17 protein-coding genes and 2 pseudogenes are annotated in these 17816 nt (G+C 62.5%); 8 read left to right on the top strand and 11 right to left on the bottom strand.

Annotated features, from left to right (window positions below; translation table 11 throughout):
• Positions 1–4 precede the first annotated feature (4 nt).
• Complete coding sequence (locus BM222_RS00230) at positions 5–424, bottom strand: ribbon-helix-helix domain-containing protein (RefSeq protein WP_092226129.1); 420 nt, start codon at positions 422–424, stop codon at positions 5–7.
• 292 nt (positions 425–716) lie between these two features.
• Between BM222_RS00230 and BM222_RS00225 the strand changes: the two genes are divergently transcribed.
• Positions 717–902, top strand: a complete 186-nt coding sequence (locus BM222_RS00225; protein ID WP_143105877.1) for a hypothetical protein — start codon at positions 717–719, stop codon at positions 900–902.
• Here the strand turns inward: BM222_RS00225 and BM222_RS00220 are convergent.
• A complete protein-coding gene (locus BM222_RS00220; protein ID WP_092226127.1) occupies positions 899–1168 on the bottom strand; it encodes a hypothetical protein in 270 nt (89 codons plus the stop codon). The genes BM222_RS00225 and BM222_RS00220 overlap by 4 nt on opposite strands.
• Positions 1169–1295: 127 nt before the next feature.
• Positions 1296–1586: pseudogene (locus BM222_RS00215) on the bottom strand (SOS response-associated peptidase family protein); the annotation flags it as partial.
• 97 nt (positions 1587–1683) lie between these two features.
• On the opposite strand from BM222_RS00215, the pseudogene BM222_RS00210 reads away from it, so the two are divergent.
• Positions 1684–2087 (top strand): annotated as a pseudogene (locus tag BM222_RS00210) (ABC transporter permease); the annotation flags it as partial.
• A gap of 1085 nt (positions 2088–3172) precedes the next feature.
• On the opposite strand, the gene BM222_RS00205 reads toward BM222_RS00210, so the two are convergent.
• The gene (locus BM222_RS00205; protein ID WP_092226124.1) at positions 3173–4261 is read right to left on the bottom strand and encodes a tyrosine-type recombinase/integrase; all 1089 of its coding nucleotides are present in this window, start codon (positions 4259–4261) and stop codon (positions 3173–3175) included.
• Between the two features lie 146 nt (positions 4262–4407).
• Here BM222_RS00205 and dusA point away from each other — a divergent pair, with 146 nt between their 5' ends.
• Positions 4408–5487: a tRNA dihydrouridine(20/20a) synthase DusA gene (dusA, locus tag BM222_RS00200; RefSeq protein WP_502690855.1), complete on the top strand. Its 1080-nt coding sequence runs from the start codon at positions 4408–4410 to the stop codon at positions 5485–5487.
• Here the strand turns inward: dusA and BM222_RS00195 are convergent.
• The 5 genes from BM222_RS00195 to BM222_RS00175 all read right to left on the bottom strand — a co-directional run bounded on the left by BM222_RS00195 (position 5484) and on the right by BM222_RS00175 (position 10210).
• Positions 5484–6038, bottom strand: a complete 555-nt coding sequence (locus BM222_RS00195) for a TIGR02281 family clan AA aspartic protease (protein WP_092226122.1) — start codon at positions 6036–6038, stop codon at positions 5484–5486. The genes dusA and BM222_RS00195 overlap by 4 nt on opposite strands.
• Before the next feature lie 28 nt (positions 6039–6066).
• A complete protein-coding gene (locus BM222_RS00190) occupies positions 6067–6270 on the bottom strand; it encodes a DUF1289 domain-containing protein (protein ID WP_092226121.1) in 204 nt (67 codons plus the stop codon).
• A gap of 44 nt (positions 6271–6314) precedes the next feature.
• Positions 6315–7910 (bottom strand): sensor histidine kinase, encoded by a 1596-nt coding sequence (locus tag BM222_RS00185; RefSeq protein WP_092226118.1) that lies wholly within the window; start codon positions 7908–7910, stop codon positions 6315–6317.
• 137 nt (positions 7911–8047) lie between these two features.
• Positions 8048–9325, bottom strand: a complete 1278-nt coding sequence (gene nhaD, locus BM222_RS00180; protein WP_092226115.1) for a sodium:proton antiporter NhaD — start codon at positions 9323–9325, stop codon at positions 8048–8050.
• Positions 9326–9337: 12 nt separating this feature from the next.
• Complete coding sequence (locus BM222_RS00175; RefSeq protein ID WP_092226113.1) at positions 9338–10210, bottom strand: NAD(P)-dependent oxidoreductase; 873 nt, start codon at positions 10208–10210, stop codon at positions 9338–9340.
• Positions 10211–10403: 193 nt separating this feature from the next.
• On the opposite strand from BM222_RS00175, the gene BM222_RS00170 reads away from it, so the two are divergent.
• The 5 genes from BM222_RS00170 to BM222_RS00150 all read left to right on the top strand — a co-directional run bounded on the left by BM222_RS00170 (position 10404) and on the right by BM222_RS00150 (position 15398).
• On the top strand, positions 10404–10844 hold the full coding sequence (locus BM222_RS00170; RefSeq protein WP_092226111.1) for a VOC family protein: 441 nt from the start codon (positions 10404–10406) through the stop codon (positions 10842–10844).
• 107 nt (positions 10845–10951) lie between these two features.
• Positions 10952–12094: an Mrp/NBP35 family ATP-binding protein gene (locus tag BM222_RS00165; protein WP_092226109.1), complete on the top strand. Its 1143-nt coding sequence runs from the start codon at positions 10952–10954 to the stop codon at positions 12092–12094.
• A 196-nt stretch (positions 12095–12290) separates the two neighbouring features.
• Entirely contained in the window at positions 12291–13382 is a 1092-nt protein-coding gene (locus BM222_RS00160; RefSeq protein ID WP_092226108.1) for a TRAP transporter substrate-binding protein, read from the top strand.
• 512 nt (positions 13383–13894) lie between these two features.
• The gene (locus BM222_RS00155) at positions 13895–14983 is read left to right on the top strand and encodes a TRAP transporter substrate-binding protein (RefSeq protein WP_092226105.1); all 1089 of its coding nucleotides are present in this window, start codon (positions 13895–13897) and stop codon (positions 14981–14983) included.
• Between the two features lie 70 nt (positions 14984–15053).
• On the top strand, positions 15054–15398 hold the full coding sequence (locus BM222_RS00150) for a YunG family protein (RefSeq protein WP_092226102.1): 345 nt from the start codon (positions 15054–15056) through the stop codon (positions 15396–15398).
• Positions 15399–15413: 15 nt separating this feature from the next.
• On the opposite strand, the gene BM222_RS00145 is transcribed toward BM222_RS00150, so the two are convergent.
• Positions 15414–17123, bottom strand: coding sequence for a M48 family metalloprotease (locus BM222_RS00145; RefSeq protein WP_092226100.1), 1710 nt, complete (start codon positions 17121–17123; stop codon positions 15414–15416).
• Positions 17124–17152: 29 nt separating this feature from the next.
• A complete protein-coding gene (locus BM222_RS00140; protein WP_177242925.1) occupies positions 17153–17797 on the bottom strand; it encodes a LemA family protein in 645 nt (214 codons plus the stop codon).
• Positions 17798–17816: the final 19 nt, after the last annotated feature.

Genomic DNA, 17816 nt, shown 5'->3' with positions numbered 1-17816 from the left:
GACCTTACCTCGTTCTGTCGGCGAGAGCGGACTTGACCGCCGGACTGGCATGCAGGGCCCCCAGCACAGAGACCGATGTAATCGTCGCGCGGGCCAGCTCGGGCGTGACGTCCTGCGCGATGGTGGCGAGACCCAGAACATTGATGTGCAGCATCTCGCCCGCCCGCCGCGCCGCCTCGAGATCCTCGCGGCTGTAGTTTCGCAAGCCCAGGTCCAGGCTCTTTCGCGCCGTGGACTGCTTGACCACGTCGGCATGGCGTTCGAGCTGGTTGCGGATGGCCGTCCGGATGAAATCCGTGCGGTTCGAGTAGAAGCCTTCCTGCACCATCAAATCGACCTGACCGAGATCGACAAAACCAAGATTGATCGTGATTTTTTCCGAGTCGGAGGGCTTTGGTCGGATTTCGTGCACATTGCTGGCCATCGTTAGTACCATCCCATTGCCATCTCATTAGATGGTATACGGATGGAATTCGTCAACTCGCAAGGCCCCGCCTTGCCGCGTTTGCGAAAAGTGCGATCCGTCCGGGGGCGGCCAGCGCTACCCGCATCGCCTTCTGCAGTAGCAGCGCTGATCCAGAGCCTCGCGAGCGGCTCATCGACAGATTCTAGCAGGAGAGGCGAGACGCTCCGGAGGGTTAGGCCCGCGATCGCGCTCGTGGCGGCCCCGGATTCCTACGGTCGCCTCGCTGTGTGATCGTTTACGACCCGCGATTATGTTTCAGCCCATGGACGTCGAGTACGATCCCGAGCGCGAGGCGTTTGCGGCCATGAAGCTCGCCGCCGAAGCCGATGGAGCTGAACGGCAGAGATGGATCAACGCCGCGCTGGCATGGATCGAACTCATTCGCCTTCGTGCCTCGGCTTGCTGCGAGCTCGGCATGACGGACGAGGCGGCTTAGTCGGCCTCGGGCGGGCACTCCGGGCAGGTATCGCCGATCGAATCCAGAACATCGCGGATCTCGGCGACGGCCTCCTCCGGAGCGACATCGGCCGGCGAATCCCGACGTGCGATGTCGAAGGCCCGCTCGCGAGCGTGCGGGTCGGCGCGGTCCTGCATCCACCCGTGCTCTTCGCACTCGCGGATGGCGCCAGCTTCCTGCAGCACCGAGATCGCCCAGCCGCGCGGCGTCCGGATCGGGGGCCGCCTTTCCTTCGTCATCAGCATCGAGATAGCTCCTGCCGGGACGAATCCTTCCGCCCGCCTGCTCGTTCCGGCGGTTAGCACGGGGCAGGGATTCGCAATCGACAGGGCTTCGGCTTGTCCACGTGTTCCGCAGCGCCTGTGGAGAACGCTACGTCGCTGGCGCGGGATCTTCCTTCACGCCGCGCGCGACAATCTTCAATGTCCCGTCCGGAAGCGGCCGCTGCAGCTTGAGCGCTTCGTCCGCCGGCGCGGTCATCCAGGTCTCGACCTCTTCGGGGGGCGACAGGATCACCGGCATCGCTTTCGGGTGGATGGCGAAGACTTCGGCGTTGGCGTCCGTCGTCAGGAATCCGTAGAGATCGTTTGTCGTCTCGCTTTCCTTGACCTTCCGGACAGTCGTCCAGTTGGTCCAGATGCCGGCGAAGCAGGCGAGCACCCGCTTGATAAGTGCCGTGACGTTCTGCCGACCGGCGGGGCCGACAATGCCAAACTCAGCCGCATAGCTCCTAAAGGCGTTGGAAAGCTGCGACTTCACCGGCCTCGTGCTAGCAAATGTCATGCTGGGATTACCTGACGTCGTCATCTCGGTGCTGGCGCGCCTGCAGAGCTTCGATCCGGCACAGGAGATGGTGGCGCGCAGCTTGGGCATGACCGCCTGCGCAGCTTCTTTGCGGTGACGCTGCCGCAGATCAAGTGCAGCGTACTCGCCGGCGGCATCTTCGCCTTCATCTCGGCGATGGACGAGACCATCGTCGCGCTATTTATTTCCGGCGGCCGATATCAGCCGCTGACCAAGCGCATGTTCACCGCGCTCCGCGACGAGATCGATCCAACCATTGCCGCGATCTCGACGCTGATGACGGCAGCGTCCTTCGTGCTGGTTCTGCTCGCAACTGGGCGACGCCGCAGGAATGCTAATGTATCGCGAACATGGAGATAGCCGGTCGTTAGGCGCAGGAGTCTAACTCATCGCGAAATGGGCTGAATCCGACGGCTTCAGCAGCCTTTTGCTGGAGTAGGAATGCGCCAGGCCCAAATTTGCGGTTGCGGGGCATCGGTATCGAGGGAGCGTTCCCTGATCCAGGTGCGGTACCTCCTGGCGGGTTTGCCCAGTTCAAAAAGGATTGCAGGAGCGGCTTCTTCATTTGGAAAGGTCGGCTAAGCAATTGATATTACGAGAGGCAAATCTTGCGATTTTTTCCAAATGCTCGTTGAAATCGTTGCATAATCAAACTGATTTTGATTCCGCCATACCACGGCTCGCTCAAGCTAAGGCGCTGCTGCCAAGTCCACGATCTTGCGCTCAGCTGAGATCGTTCATTTGGAAGCCGGCATTTGGAAATGCGCTTCGTGCATCCAAGCCCCCGGGGTAATCTCAGATCTTCGGCACCTCTCGTTCGCGTCTCTGAAGGCGCAACGATATCGCAACGAATTGGGTGAAACGACCGTGAACAAAATGGGATGGTAACCCCCGTCACCTCGATAAAAATCAATAACTTAGAAAATGTTCACTGCGTTCGGGACGCAGGAGGCGGCCTTGATCAGATCGCAACTTGAACTGAATGCGGGTATCGGTGGTTGCGCCTCCGAGATTTAACCACGCGGGACAATTTAGGCGGCGACAAATCACGCGAGAACGGCGGTTCCTGCCAGACTGTCACGAGATGGAGCGCACCGGGAGCAGCTGCGGGCCGAGCAACTGGCAGATCGACCGCGAGCTCTGTCTCGAAGCTGCGCAGCGTTGGGACCATTCATATGGGTCAGCCACCGGCCGTGTGTAAGCTTCGTGTCGCTGAGCGACCACGTCATGGTAGCGGTTGGCCATGCATGTGTGCGGTTATGCCCGTGCTGAGGGGGTCCGTGGCCGGCATGGTGGTTCGGGATGGCTCGACTTAGTTTCTTCAGAGCCGATAGCTTGCCGCCCATCTTTAGGATCTCCGTTGGTACAAGCGTGACTTTGATTCGCGCGTACTATTCAAAGAACTGGATAGCAGCACTTCAAGGGCAGATCGACGCGTCGATGCCTCAACCCATTACGTTTGGTTGCGCTTGGTTGCTCACCACCGAAAGCCACTTCCAATTCGCATACTTATCGCCTGTTTGACGGAGGTGCGTGTAGCGCTTGAGACTTGACCAGGAGCGATGGCCAGATACGGCAGCCACTTGCGGTATATTTCGTCCCATCTCGAACAACCTTGAAACGCCCTCGTGACGTAGATCGTGAAAGTGCAGATTGTTGATTCCTAGAATCTGACATGCACGCGTGAAGCCAGCTCCGATTGCGTCAGTAGTAAAGGGAAAGATTTCTTCTGCGTCGGACGGCATGGAGGCAATGATCTGAAGCGCCACGGCTGGCAGATCGCACCAGACGTCATTTCCTATCTTTTCGCCGGGATTTTTCATATCACGTACCAGAATTCGGCTACCGTCCTCGTCCAGATCCGTGCGCCGAAGGCGTGTGATTTCCTCAAGGCGACGTGTCGAGAACATTGCGAAGGCAATAACCTTCTGCATTGGCACGGAAGAGGGGCGTCGCTTTTGTCGTTCCCCAAAATGAGTCATCAGCAGGTCCAATTCGTCGACCGTGGGGCGCCGATCGCGCGAGCGGCTCTTGCTAGTGACCCCAAGCCGCTTCGCGACAACGAACGCGTCTTTCATGGCGTCCTGATCAAGCGGATAGCCCCACGCTGGTCGTGCGATTGCGAAGATCGACGCCAGATGCGAGAGATAATTGCTGACGGTTTGCGGCTGAACTCTCTTGACCAGCTCGTTGGCGAACGCGACGAGATCAGTGCTGGCAATTTTGGAGCATCGTAGGCTCGCGATGTCGTAGCGCTTTATCGCGTTTAGTACCTGCGCTTTGGTGCGTCCGATCTTCTTCTTTGATTCAGCGACGTAACGATCGATAACGTCAGAGAGGACGGGATCTTGCTGATCGAGAGCGCCCGGTGCAGCGAGTTCCTTTTCCCTTCTTTCCAGCCAAGCGGCCGCTGCCTGTCTTCTATCGAATGTTCTCGCTTCCCGGCGCACAATAAGGCCGGCCTTCTTTATTAAGACCTGAGCAAGATGCGCTGTGCTGCCGTCTTTGCGCTTGCGGGCGATGATAGTTCCCATTACGTGCCTCTCCGAGACGAGAAATTCGGTACAACATGGAGGCCCGCCTGTACAACATTGTTGTACTTGGTAGCGAAAAATGGGTCAAAATAGGCGGAAATCGGCATAAATCGGCGGCCCTTGGAGGCTCCTAGAGTAGCATCTAAATGACTGATATGAAAGAAAAATACGAAAAATCAATTACTTGTCGTTTTTCCGTGGCGCCCATGATGGATTGGACTGACCGGCACTGCCGGGTGTTCCACCGCCATCTGTCGAAGCGGGCCCTGCTCTATACGGAGATGCTGACCACCGGCGCCATCATTCATGGTGATCGGGAGCGGCTGCTTGGGTTCGACGCGAGCGAGCATCCGGTGGCGCTACAGCTTGGCGGGTCGGATCCTGGCGACCTCGCGAAGGCTGCGCGGATCGGCGAGGAGTTCGGCTATGACGAGGTCAATCTCAATGTCGGGTGCCCATCCGATCGCGTGAAGGACGGCCGCTTCGGCGCTTGCCTTATGGCGGAGCCGGAGCTCGTGGCAAGGTGCGTCGAGGCGATGAAGGGCGCGGTCGCCATTCCGGTCACAGTGAAGTGCCGCATCGGCATCGACGATCAGGATCCGGAAGTGTCGCTCGACGCGCTTGCTCGTGCCGTCGTGGCTTCGGGCTGCGACACGCTAATCGTGCATGCCCGCAAGGCCTGGCTCAACGGTCTGTCGCCGAAGGAGAACCGCGATATTCCGCCGTTGGACTATGATCGCGTCTATCGTCTCAAACGGGCGATGCCTGACGTGCCCGTCATCATCAATGGCGGTGTCCTGAGCGTCGAGGAGGCGAAGGCACACCTCGATCATGTCGACGGCGTAATGCTCGGCCGCGCCGCATATCAGGAGCCGTGGCGGTTGCTCTCCGTCGATTCCGACATCTTCGGCCAAACAGCGCCGCATGCGACCATGCAGGACGCATTCGAGGCGATGATGCCCTATATCGAGGCGCAGCTCGCACGCGGCACGCGCCTGCACGCCGTCACGCGGCATTTCGTTGGCGCCTTTCATGCTGTCCCCGGCGCACGAGCCTTCCGCCGCCATCTCGCCGAACAGGGCGTGAAGCCCGGAGCCGGCGTCGACGTCTTGCGCGATGCGATCGCAAGAGTCGGGGGCCGTGCGCCGGTGGCTGCCGTGTTCAATGGCGAGTCTCAAAATGGGAGTGACTGCGCGCGGACAGAGCCCGCCGCGGAGCGCGTTTAATCGACCGCCGTGCGCGAGCGGCGATGGCCGGCCTGAAGTTCCGGATAGCCGGTGAGCATCAGCTTATCGGACCGCACACCCCAGCTCTCGAGCCGATCAAGGAAGCTCATGCCGAGCAGATTGGTCTTCATCTGCCCACGCTGGACGACGAGGGCTGGCACCGACTTCTCGACGAGATGGCCGACGGCGAGCCGGTCGATCGTGAGCCGTGCCGCCTTGGTGTGACCGCCTGCGGTTTCGAGGTCGACGTCGTATTCGAGCATCTCGAGCGGAAGCCCGATTGCCTTCGCGGTCTCCCAGGTCAGCACCACGGACGTCGCGCCGGTGTCGATCACCATCGGAGCAGCCACGCCGTTGATCTTGGCGCGCAGCGCGAACTCGCCGCCCTGGCCGCGCTCGATCTGTACGGCGGGGGCGGGCGCCGCCGTCTGTGCACGAAAAATGTGCGAGACCTTGTGGCCGGCGCGCGCGATCTGATCGGGATCGCCATAGGCGACGACGGCGCCGGCCGTGCCGGCAAGCATCATGAGAACGAGCAGAAAGCGGATCATCGCGCGCCTCCGATTGCACGCAGGCTAGTCAGGCGCGCTTTGGCGATCCCGAGATCGGCTGCAAGCCCGCCTCCGCCATGCGCGCCGGCAGCAACGCCATGACTGAGAGCCGTTCCGCGCTTTCCATCGCGTGCCAGCGCGCGATCTCCGGCAAGGTCCGGCCGCAGCCGAAGCACAGCTTCGTCCCGGGATCGATCATGCAGACGGCGACGCACGGCGTTTCTTTGCTCATAGGGATATAGTGGGGGATCGGCGGGCATCTCTGCAAGCATGTGTTTACGAGCCCGTGCCCGCGCTCATGATCGGCTTGTGGCGCGGCCTGCGCTTCTCGTCCGGGACCATGGAACTCTCGGGCTGGAGCGGCGGCGCATCCTCCGAAAGCGGCGCCAGCGCACTCATCACGCGCTCCGGCGGGAAGGTGACGATCACCTCGGTGCCGATGCGGAGCTTCGATTTCAGCGTGAATGTGCCGCCATGCAGATCGATCAGGTTCTTGGCGATGGGCAGGCCGAGGCCTGCGCCTTGTTCGGCCGACTTGATCGAGTTTGAACCCTGGCCGAACGAGGCGAGCACGACCGGGATCTCGTCCTGGGGGATGCCAGAACCGGAATCCTTCACCGATAGATACTGTCCGCCTGACGCCGTCCAGCCAGCCTTGAGCCAGATCTCGCCGCCTTGCGGCGTGAACTTGATCGAGTTGGAGAGCAGGTTGAGTACGACCTGGCGGATCGCACGCTCGTCGGCCCAAAGCCGCGGCATGGCCTGCTCGAACACCTCGTGGATGGTGATGCCGCGGCTGGAGGCGCGCAGCTTCATGAGATGATGGCAGTCGGCGACGATGCCGACCAGCGACACCGCCTCCTCGTTCAATTCATAGCGCCCGGCCTCGATCCGCGACAGGTCGAGAATCTCGTTGATGAGGTTGAGCAGGTGCACGCCGGAATTGTGGATGTCCGCCGAGTATTCCTTGTAGACCGGCACCGCATGTGCGCCAAAGATCTCGCTCTTCATCACCTCGGAAAAGCCGAGAATGGCATTGAGCGGCGTGCGCAATTCATGGCTCATTTGCGCGAGGAAACGCGATTTAGCGACGTTGGCGGACTCGGCGCGGTGGCGCGCTTCGTCCGAGATCGCCTTGGCCTGCTCGAGCTCTCCGATCAGCGCGTCCTTCTCTGCGCGCGCCTCGAGCGTAGCGAAGGTCGAGGAGTGCAGGCGGTGCGCCAGCAGCACGAAATAACCTTCGGCGCCAAGCGCGAGGGCGGCCAGGATGTAGTTGTCGAGCGAGCCGCTCATCGCGAAGCTCAGGGCCATCGCGACCGCAACCGGCGCGGTCGCGGCGAGAGCTGCGATCGGCAGATTGGCGGCGAGCATGCTCGACACTGCGATCACCAGCAGCATCAGGAACATCATCAATGTTTCCGTGACGGTGTCGAGCACCGGATGGATCAGGATCGCCATCCAGCACAGGCCATAGAGCAGGTCGAGCACGACAAAGCGTGTCCGCCAGGCGCGCGTTGCGGTGGGCGAGGCGGGCTCGGCCAGGAAGCGGCTGCAACTGCGGATCATCGCGGCATGAATGCAAATCATGCCGGCGGTCCAGGCTGCGGCCGGGATCGGCTGCATCCATAGTCCGAACAGCACGCCGGTGGCGACCACCAGCAGCATCACGACATAGGAGGCAGAGAGCCTCGTCTGGGCATATTGGCGCAACAGCTCGGCATCGAAGGCCGGTCGGGTTCCGCTGGTCGACGTTAACTTGTCGCGCGCCTCGCGCACCCGCTGCGCCGCAGCCCTTCGGCTGCTCGCTGATGGAGCGCTGACCGGCTCGGCCGGGAGCTGCACTACCTCAGGCTTTTCAGCGGGGTTACTCATCAAGCAACAACGATTCCTGCCCACGTCGGACGCGGGCCTTCTGCATTGTCTATCTCTGGCAAGAAATCCTTAAGAGGTGACTTAAGGAGCTAAAGAATTACGTTAACCGGGCGTTAATTTGGATCGGGCAGCCCCGCTCAGTGCAGCCACGTATGCTGCGCGACATAGACCACGGCGCCGGCCAGATAGCCCGCAAGTGCAGGCACGGCGATGCGACGGGCATACCAGAGGAACTCGATCCGCTCGAGCCCCATGGCTGCGACGCCTGCGGCTGATCCGATGATCAGGATCGAGCCGCCGGTGCCGGCGCAATAGGCGATGAACTCCCAGAGGAAGCTGTCCGGCGGATAGTGTGCGAGGTCATACATGCCCATGGTCGCAGCCACCAGGGGCACGTTGTCGACGAGGGCGCTGAGCAGGCCGAGCACGACGACGATGACGTCCTGGCGCCCGATGCTCGCCTCCAGCCACCTCGCCAGCATCGTCAGAAGGCCGGCATGTTCGAGGCAGGCGACCGCGAGCAGAATGCCGACGAAGAATACGATCGAACCCATGTCGATCCGGGTCAGCGCATGCGCCAGCGAAAGGGGGCCGCGTACATGCTCGTCCTTGTCGCGGTGAACGATTTCGCCGACCAGCCAGACGATGCCGAGCCCGAGCAGCACGCCCATGAAGGGCGGCAGTTGCGTGACCATCTTGAACGCTGGCACCACGATCAGCACGCCGAGGCCGAGATAGAACATCAGGTTGCGCTCGAACCTGACGATGGCGAGCAAGCCGCCGTCCCTTTGCGGCGCCGCGATGCTCTTGCCCCTGAGCGACAGGCTGATGAATGCCAGCGGCACGAGCAGATTGACCAGCGAGGGCAGGAACACCGCGCGCATGATGTTCAATGGCGTGATTTGTCCACCGATCCACAGCAGGGTCGTGGTGACGTCGCCGATCACGGTCCACGCGCCGCCGGCATTGGCGGCGATGACGATGACGGAGGCGAACAGCAGGCGGTCGTCGCGCCGGGCGATCAGCCGCTGGATCAGCGAGACCATCACGATGGTCGTGGTCAGATTGTCCAGGATCGCGCTCAGGACGAACGACACGAAGCCGACCAGCCACATGAGTGTGACTTGACTCGTGGTGTTGATGCGCGAGGTGATGACCTCGAAGCCGTCATGCGCGTCGATCACCTCGACGATCGTCATTGCGCCAATCAGGAAGAACACGATCTGCGCGGTCGAGGCGACGGCTTCGTCGAGCTGATGGTTGACCAGCGCATGATCGCTGATCGTGACTGCGTAGACTGTCCAGAGCAGCCCCGCGCCGAGAAGCGCGGTTGCGGTCTTGCTGATCCCGAGGGGATGCTCGAGCGCGATCGCCGCATAGATCAGGACGAAGATTGCGGCGATCGCGGTCAGCAAGGCAGTATCAGGTCAGCGATTGAGGCGCGCGAGCAGGCTCGACGTATCCCAGCGCTTGCCGCCCATGTTCTCGACCTCGGCGTAGAACTGGTCAACCAGCGCGGTGACTGGCAGGTTGGCGCCGTTGCGGCGGGCCTCGGCCAGCGAGATCGAAAGATCCTTGCGCATCCATTCGACTGCAAAGCCGAAATCGTACTTGTCCTCGTTCATGGTCTTGTAGCGGTTCTCCATCTGCCACGACTGCGCCGCGCCCTTGGAGATGGTCTCGATCACGGCCGCGACGTCGAGACCCGACTTTTTGGCGAAGTGAATACCCTCGGACAGACCCTGCACGAGGCCGGCGATGCAGATCTGGTTGACCATCTTGGTCAGCTGGCCGCTTCCGGCGGGCCCGAGCAGCTTGCACATCCGCGCATAGGCGCCCGTGATGATCGGCTCGGCGCCGGCATAGGCATCCTGGGCACCGCCGCACATCACCGTCAGCACGCCGTTCTCGGCGCCGGCCTGGCCACCTGAGACGGGAGCGTCGACGAACTTGAAGCCGGCCTTGGCCGCGGCCGCATCGAGTTCGCGCGCGACCTCGGCCGAAGCGGTCGTGTGGTCCACGAAGGTTGCGCCCTTCTTCATGCCGGCAAAGGCACCGTCGGCGCCGATCGTGACCGCGCGCAGATCGTTGTCGTTGCCGACGCAGCACATCACGAAGTCCTGGCCTTCGGCCGCAGCCTTTGGGGTCGCCGCGGTCTTGCCGCCGAACTTGTCCGCCCATTCCTTCGCTTTGGCGGCGGTTCGGTTATAGACGGTGACCTCATGGCCTCCTTTTTTCACGAGGTGTCCGGCCATGGGGAAGCCCATCACGCCGAGACCGAGGAATGCGACTTTAGCCATGTGTGGTATCCGTAGCTTGAGTTTTACGGTTGCAGCCGGGCGGGGGGCGCCAGCCGGGGGGTGCTTAAGGTTCCGCCTGATGGGGAACGCGCGCACCATAAACCCTTAAGGGCGGAGGGCAACGGCTTCGTTTGGCGGCCTCCTGTGCTAGGATGGCGGACCTCAAGGACTTGCATAAAAAAGGGAGTGAAGCATGGGCGGCGTGAGTGTTGGCGTGCTCGATCATTTCAACATCCGGACCCGGAATCTGGCTGAGACGGTCCGCTTCTACGAGGACGTGCTGGGCCTGGAAAAAGGCGCCCGGCCGAATTTCGCCTTCCCGGGGGCCTGGATGTACAGCGAGGGCAAGCCGGTGGTGCACCTCGTCGATATTTCCCCGACCTCCGAGCCACAAAAGCCGGATTCCGGCGTTGTCCACCACGTCGCCTTCGCCAGTCGCGGCTTCGACGGCATGAAGGAGCGTTTGACGTCCAAGGGCATGAAATTTGATGCCCGCCAAGTGCCCGGCGGCGAGCTCTGGCAGATCTTCGTCCACGACCCCAACGGGGTCATGATCGAGCTCAATTACGAGGCGGCCCAGGAGGAGCAGGGGGCCGCGCCCGCCGAGATGGCTGACGATATCGGCAGGCAGTAGCCTTTTGGCCGTTTCCGCTCTAATGGGGCATCCTGATGTCTTGAGCATGATCGGGCCGGAAAACCGCTTCACACGTTCCGGATCATGCTCTCTCTGGGAGATGCGCTTTGAGCGTGACGCAGCAACAGGTCCTCGACAGCCTCGCCAAAATCAAGTCGCCGCGCGGGGTCGCGCTCACCAATGCCAATGTGCTGAGCGCGATCAGCGCGTCAGACGGCAAGGTGTTCTTCTCGATCAATGTCGATGCCGCCGAGGCTCGGGCCTGGGAATCCGTCCGCGCCGAGGCCGAGGCCGCCGTGCGCGCCTTGCCCGGTGTCACCACCGTGATGGTCGCTCTGACCGCCGAGCGCAAGGCGGGCGCTGCACCGCCGCCATCTCCGCAGCCGGGCCGTGCCACCCCGGGCGTGCAGCCGGTCCACGCCCACAAGCCGCCGCCGCAAGGCGGCGCCCAATCGCCGATGGCGCGGCAGTCCGAGATTCCGGGCGTCGCCGCCGTGATCGCGGTGGCTTCGGGCAAGGGCGGCGTCGGCAAGTCGACGACCGCGCTCAATCTGGCGCTGGGCCTGCGCGACCTCGGCCTCAAAGTGGGGTTGCTCGATGCCGATATCTACGGCCCCTCGGTGCCCCGTCTGACGGGCCTGCACCAGAAGCCGGAGCTGGACGGCGAGCGCAAGATGATTCCGCTGCGGCGCTTCGGCCTTGCCATCATGTCGATCGGCTTCCTGGTCGAGGAAGAGACAGCGATGATCTGGCGCGGCCCGATGGTGATGTCGGCGGTGACGCAGATGCTGCGTGACGTCGCGTGGGGCACGCTCGACGTGCTCGTCGTCGACATGCCGCCGGGTACGGGCGATGCCCAGCTCACGCTGGCGCAGAACGTGCCGCTCAAGGGGGCCGTCATCGTCTCGACCCCGCAGGACCTGTCCTTGATCGACGCGCGGCGCGGGCTTGCGATGTTCAAGAAGGTCAACGTGCCCGTGCTCGGCATCGTCGAGAACATGAGCTACTTCCAGTGTCCGCATTGCGGCACGAAATCGGACATCTTCGGCCATGGCGGGGCGCGCCACGAGGCTGAGAAGCTCGGAGTACCATTCCTGGGCGAGATCCCGCTGCACATGGCGATTCGCGCCACCTCGGACGCCGGCAATCCCGTCGTCGACAGCGAGCCTGATGGGCCCCATGCGGCGATCTACCGCGCCATCGCGGGACAGGTCCGCGACCAGCTCAAGGGCGTCATCGCAGCGGCTTGAAGCGATTGCTGGGGACATGCGACTTTCGTCGCCCCCCGTCATGCCATTGTCGCGTTCCGCGGAAGTGGCTTCCGTGTTAAACGCCGGGCGCAGCGAAGCCCCCTTCGGTTTGACGCAGGCCGGGCCCCGCGTCGCCGGAATGCGCGGCACCAAAGAGGAAGTTCGGGGAAACGCCCCAACAAGGAGAGACCTGAAGATGAAGCGTCGTGATTTCCTGAAAGTGTCGGCAGCGGGTGCGGCGGCGTCAGCCGCGGTGGCCTCGCCGGCGATTGCGCAGTCCTTGCCCGAGATCAAGTGGCGCATGACGTCGAGCTTCCCGAAGTCGCTCGATACCATCTATGGCGGCGGCGAGCAGGTGGCGAAGTACGTCGCCGAGATGACCGACAACAAATTCCAGATCCAGGTGTTTGCGGCCGGCGAAATCGTGCCCGGCCTGCAGGCGCTCGACGCGACCTCGAACGGCACGGTCGAGATGTGCCACACGGTGTCGTATTACTATGTCGGCAAGGACCCGACCTGGGCGATCTACGCCTCGGTGCCGTTCGGCCTCAACGCGCGCCAGCAGAATTCCTGGTGGTACCAGGGCGGCGGCGAGCAGCTCGGCAACGAGTTCTTCAAGAAGTCGAACGTGATCGGATTCCCCTGCGGCAACACCGGCACCCAGATGGGTGGTTGGTTCCGCAAGGAGATCAAGACCGTTGCGGATCTGTCCGGCCTGAAATTCCGCATCGGCGGCATCGCCGGCCAGGTGCTTCAGAAGGTCGGCGTGGTGCCGCAGCAGCTCGCCGGCGGCGACATCTATCCAGCGCTGGAGAAGGGCACCATCGACGCGGCCGAGTGGGTCGGTCCGTACGATGACGAGAAGCTCGGCTTCGCCAAGGTCGCCAAGTACTATTACTATCCGGGCTTCTGGGAAGGCGGTCCGATGGTCCACGCCTTCACCAACCTCGACAAATGGAATTCGCTGCCGAAGAACTACCAGGCGATCCTCACCAACGCGACGGCCAACGCCAACAGCTGGATGGCCGCGCGCTACGACATGCAGAACCCGGCCGCGTTGAAGCGTCTGGTGGCCGGCGGCACCCAGCTTCGCCCCTTCACCAACGAAGTGCTCGAGGCCTGCCTCAAGGCGACCAACGAGCTGTGGGGCGAGATCTCGGCCAAGAACGCCGACTTCAAGAAGTCGATCGACGCCATGCAGGCCTACCGCTCCGACGAATATCTGTGGTGGCAGGTCGCCGAATACACCTACGACAGCTTCATGATCCGCTCGCGCACCCGCGGCTGATCTTCACCTGAAACTGTCAGACTGAATGGCCCGGCCGCGTTCGCGAGGCCGGGCTTTTTTTTCGGCGATGTGGCAGGGCGCATCCAAAATCCGCAAAACAACCCCATGCACAGTAGACGCCTACGAGCGCACGTTGCGCAGTGGATGCTGCCGAAAATCTTTCCGCGGAGGGACTCCGGATTGCTTCCGCCTTCGCTGAGGCTCCGGCGGACAAGCCGCCCCGCTCGCAATGACGTGGGATAGAGTTGAGCTTGACCCGTCGGGCAAAACAGTGGCATGAATCCATAATCGCTTAATCCGAATTCTGTTGGGCCAATGTTCAGGGCGATGAGCTTCGGCGCGCACCTCTAAGGCTTTAGTCGCAAGACCGGGCCGCCTAGCCCCGTGTAGAACCCGGCTTTTTCTTTGCCGCAGTGCGATCACGATGGCATTCGGCCCGGCGCTGCGTCATGCTCTCCTCCAAGCCTCGGCAAGAAGGCTCACAATCACCGATACATCAGGGGCAGGAAACCATGAAGAGAAGAGATTTCATCAAGGTCACGGGGCTTGCTGCGGCCGGTGCCGCCACGCTCGCGGCGCCCGCGATCGCGCAGTCGATGCCGGAGATCAAATGGCGCATGCCGACGAGCTGGCCGAAATCGCTCGATACGCTCTATGGCGGCGCCGAGATGATGAGCAAGATGGTTGCGGAAGCGACCGACAACAAATTCCAGATCCAGACTTTTGCGGCCGGCGAGATCGTGCCGGGCCTTCAAGTGCTGGATGCCGTGCAGAACGCGACCTGCGAGATGGGCCACACCGCATCATACTATTATTTCGGCAAGGACCCGACTTTCACCTTCGGCTCGTCGGTGCCCTTCGGCCCGAACATGCGCATCAACCAGGCCTGGTACATGCAGGGTGGCGGGCGCGAGGTGCTCAACGAGTTCTACAAGAGCTACAACGTCATCTCGCTGCTGGCGGGCAACACCGGCTGCCAGATGGGCGGGTGGTTCAGGAAAGAGATCAACACGCCCGCGGATCTCAGCGGCATGAAATTCCGCATCGGCGGCTTCGCCGGCCGTGTGCTGCAGAAGCTCGGCGTGGTGCCGCAGCAGCTCGCCGGCGGCGACATCTATCCGGCGCTGGAGAAAGGCACCATCGACGCCGCCGAATGGGTCGGCCCCTATGACGACGAGAAGCTCGGCTTCTACAAGATCGCGCCGCACTACTACTATCCCGGCTGGTGGGAAGGCGGGCCGATGCTGCTCGCCTTCGTCAACCTCGACAAATGGAATGCGCTGCCGAAATATTACCAGAGCGTGCTCGAGCAGGCCGGTCACACCGCCAACAACTACATGATGGCGCGCTACGACCAGGCCAATCCGCTGGCGCTGAAGAAGCTGCTCGCCAGCGGCACCAAGCTGCACGCGTTCTCGCCCCCCATCATGGATGCCTGCTACAAGGCCGCCAAGGAGCTGCACGCCGAAGTCGGCGCGACCAACGCGAACTTCAAGAAGGTCCACGACAGCCTCGCAAAGTTCTCCAGCGACGGCTATGCCTGGTTCCAGGTCGCCGAGGTCGGCTACGACGTCTTCATGGCGCGGCACGCGCAGAGCTGAGCGCGGCATCTCGCGACTACGGGCCCCGGACCGAGAGCTCCGGGGTCTTCGCAATGATCTGGAAACGACAATGAGCTTTGAGCCCGACGAGATTCAGAGCGCGCTGCGCAGGGCATGGTCGCTGTCGACAGCCAGCCAATGGACGCCGAACAATCCCGCGGCCGGGCAATGCAGTGTCACGGCGCTGCTCATTCATGAGCTCTTCGGTGGCGATCTGCTGAAGACGCCGCTCCCGGCGGGCGATCATTTCTACAACAGGATCGAGGGGCGGCGATATGACTTCACGGACAGTCAGTTCGATCGGCCGATTGCTTACATGGATTTTCCGACCAATCGGACCGAGGCGGAGCGGGGAGCGACGAGCGGCCAGCTAGCCGAGCTCAGAGCCGCTTTTCGGGAGCATCGTTCCAAATGAGTTGCGGCATGGGATCTACACTCGCCTTCGACCGAACACCGGAGCTGAATGCGCTGCGTTCGGCGGCGGCTGGGCACGCCATTTGAGCTGCTCGCCCCTGGCAAGCTGCTCGCTCCTGGCAATCAACTCGGCCTCACTGACGTCGGCCCAGCGCGGCTTGCTACGGTCGATCTCGTGCGACTCGGCATGGCCGAAGAGTTTTCCGAAGAATCTTCGATAAAGCTTCCGTTTGAAGATCGCGAGCGCGACGAGACCCAACACCAAGACGCGCAAGAAGCCTGATGGCTCCGTCGGCAGATGTCCGTTCTGCTCAGATGAATGACTGCCGCCGAAACTGGATTGTCCGGCGGGAGGAGCGGAAGCATCCTTTTGTCCGATCTGCTTGAAGACACCTGCCGGCGGCCCGGAATTCACCTGTCGCATGAGATCCACGATCCTGACCGGGTTCATCACTTCCGCCAGCCTGGACAGGTTTCCATCCTTCGGCCAGTAGATGAAGAGCATTGCCGCGAAGGCTAGGCCGAGCGGGATCATCATCTTGGGCATCACGCCCAGGATGTGGCGCTCGTTCAGTTGCGCTTCCGCCCAGGTCTCGCAGGCATTCTGCCACTGCATGAACAGGTCGCGGTCGGTGAAACAGAGGAGCAAGGGAAATGGGCTTGGCGGGCGTGGCCGCTCCAACGGCACGCCTGACGCATGACGCGGGTAGGCCGTCGCGGCGGCAAATTCCCGCGTGCGCCGGCCGAACACGGGCTGCGTGGAAACGCGCGTATCGAGGCGCTGCCGCGCGGGATTCAACAGTTCGCCGCCAAGGCTGCGGATGGCGTCGAGCCGATCCGCGATGGCGGGGTGGGTTCCGCCTTCATGATCGGCGCGCCCGTCAAACAGCATGCCTTCGACGCGCTCGCTGCCTGCAAAGGCGCCGCGGCCACCGATCTTCGTGATCGCGCTCAGCAACGCCTCCGGGAAATGCGTGACGCGAATGGCTTCGCCGTCGGCGATGTGGTCGCGGCCAAGTTTTAGCCCCCGCCGCGCGGCGCGCGAGAGCTGCATGGAAAATGACGTCAGGGCGCTGCTCACGAGCAATAGCAGCAGCATGGGTGGCACCAGCACGACGAGGACCACCTGCCGCCAGTCTTCCAGGCGCAGCGGATTATTCACGTGCAGGATGACGGCGGTACGCATCAACGCGTGGTTGGCCGCCAGAAGCCTGGTATCGCCGTGCCGGATATGGGAGGCTTCATGGGCCAGAACTGCGGCAAGCTCGTCGTCGTCGAGCCGATCGAGCAGGCCGCGTGTGACCGCGATCAGACCTTTTGTCGGCCCTTCGCCCGCGGTCACCGCGTTGGGCTCGCTCACCTCGATGATCCCGAAGCGCGGCAGGCGAACGCCGAGTGCGGTGCATTGCTCCTCGGCGATCTGAACGAAACGAGGCTCGTCTTGGCGGGTCACGATCCGGACGTTGAGCGCCTGCGTCACGGCCTTTGCGTGACCCCTGTAGATCCGCCAGAACACCAGTCCGGCCACGACGGCAATCGGCGCCGCGTAGCGCAGCGCATAACCAGCCGGATCAGTCAGAATGGTATGCTCGTGGTCCCAGTAGAGTAGGCCCATCGTCAGAACGAAGGCGCCGATGACCTCGAAGGCCAGCACGTAGCCCAGCACCAGCAACGCCGTCCACCGCCTGTTGTGCGCGGCGTGGGTGATGTAGCCGTGAACCGCCATGGCTCGACCCTTCCTGCGCGCCCTTGGGCTCAGAGTGCGATCTTGACCGGCTCCGTCAGCTCCGCGCGACGCTCGCCGAGCGCGAATTTCTGGCGCGGGGGATTGTGCCCGATCATGGCGATGAAGTTGCCGGGGAAGGCGCGACGGACCGAGTTGAGTTCCTCTACGGCCAGATTGTAGAACTTGCGCGCGGCGGTGATGCGATCCTCGATCCGGATCAGGTCGGAGCGCAGCGTGCTGTAGTGAGCAGCGCTGGCAAGGCTGGGATAGTTCTCGCTGACCGCGAAGAGATTTTGCAGGACATTGGCGATCTGCGTCTCGGTCTGCATCACGCCACCCTTGGCGCTGATCGCTTCCAGCGCGTCGACGCGCGCATCGAGCACGTCCCGGATCACCTGGTGCTCCTTGGCCGCGAAGGCGCGCACGATTTCGACGAGATTGCCGACCAGCGTGTGGCGCTCGACCAGCAGCGCGTCGACATCGCCGAAGGCCGCGTCCGCGCGTTCGTCGAGCTGGGCGAGCAGCGCATGCTGCGAGCGGATTTTCAGCGTCAGCCAGATCGCAGCGGCGGCCAGGGGCCATATCCACCAATGATCCAGCGTGAAATTGGTGATGTAAATCAGTCGGCCCGGCAGATCGATGGCTTGAGAGAAATTCTGTTCGGCTGCAGCCATAATACGCCCCATTGAAAAT

The sequence above is a fragment of the Bradyrhizobium sp. Gha genome (assembly GCF_900113735.1).
GTDB lineage: Bacteria > Pseudomonadota > Alphaproteobacteria > Rhizobiales > Xanthobacteraceae > Bradyrhizobium.
Note: the sequence above shows the minus strand (reverse complement) of the source record. Positions and strands in the feature narration are given on the sequence as shown.

Bases quoted from the DNA above. Each gene is read 5' to 3' on its own strand.
- BM222_RS00225 (WP_143105877.1), top strand. From the start codon at position 717: ATGTTTCAGCCCATGGACGTCGAGTACGATCCCGAGCGCGAGGCGTTT.
- BM222_RS00220 (WP_092226127.1), bottom strand. From the start codon at position 1,168: ATGCTGATGACGAAGGAAAGGCGGCCCCCGATCCGGACGCCGCGCGGC.
- BM222_RS00145 (WP_092226100.1), bottom strand. From the start codon at position 17,123: ATGGCGGTTCACGGCTACATCACCCACGCCGCGCACAACAGGCGGTGG.
- BM222_RS00160 (WP_092226108.1), top strand. From the start codon at position 12,291: ATGAAGCGTCGTGATTTCCTGAAAGTGTCGGCAGCGGGTGCGGCGGCG.
- BM222_RS00230 (WP_092226129.1), bottom strand. From the start codon at position 424: ATGGCCAGCAATGTGCACGAAATCCGACCAAAGCCCTCCGACTCGGAA.
- BM222_RS00175 (WP_092226113.1), bottom strand. From the start codon at position 10,210: ATGGCTAAAGTCGCATTCCTCGGTCTCGGCGTGATGGGCTTCCCCATG.
- BM222_RS00185 (WP_092226118.1), bottom strand. From the start codon at position 7,910: ATGAGTAACCCCGCTGAAAAGCCTGAGGTAGTGCAGCTCCCGGCCGAG.
- dusA (WP_502690855.1), top strand. From the start codon at position 4,408: ATGACTGATATGAAAGAAAAATACGAAAAATCAATTACTTGTCGTTTT.
- BM222_RS00205 (WP_092226124.1), bottom strand. From the start codon at position 4,261: ATGGGAACTATCATCGCCCGCAAGCGCAAAGACGGCAGCACAGCGCAT.
- BM222_RS00190 (WP_092226121.1), bottom strand. From the start codon at position 6,270: ATGAGCAAAGAAACGCCGTGCGTCGCCGTCTGCATGATCGATCCCGGG.
- BM222_RS00155 (WP_092226105.1), top strand. From the start codon at position 13,895: ATGAAGAGAAGAGATTTCATCAAGGTCACGGGGCTTGCTGCGGCCGGT.
- BM222_RS00140 (WP_177242925.1), bottom strand. From the start codon at position 17,797: ATGGCTGCAGCCGAACAGAATTTCTCTCAAGCCATCGATCTGCCGGGC.
- BM222_RS00150 (WP_092226102.1), top strand. From the start codon at position 15,054: ATGAGCTTTGAGCCCGACGAGATTCAGAGCGCGCTGCGCAGGGCATGG.
- BM222_RS00195 (WP_092226122.1), bottom strand. From the start codon at position 6,038: ATGATCCGCTTTCTGCTCGTTCTCATGATGCTTGCCGGCACGGCCGGC.
- BM222_RS00170 (WP_092226111.1), top strand. From the start codon at position 10,404: ATGGGCGGCGTGAGTGTTGGCGTGCTCGATCATTTCAACATCCGGACC.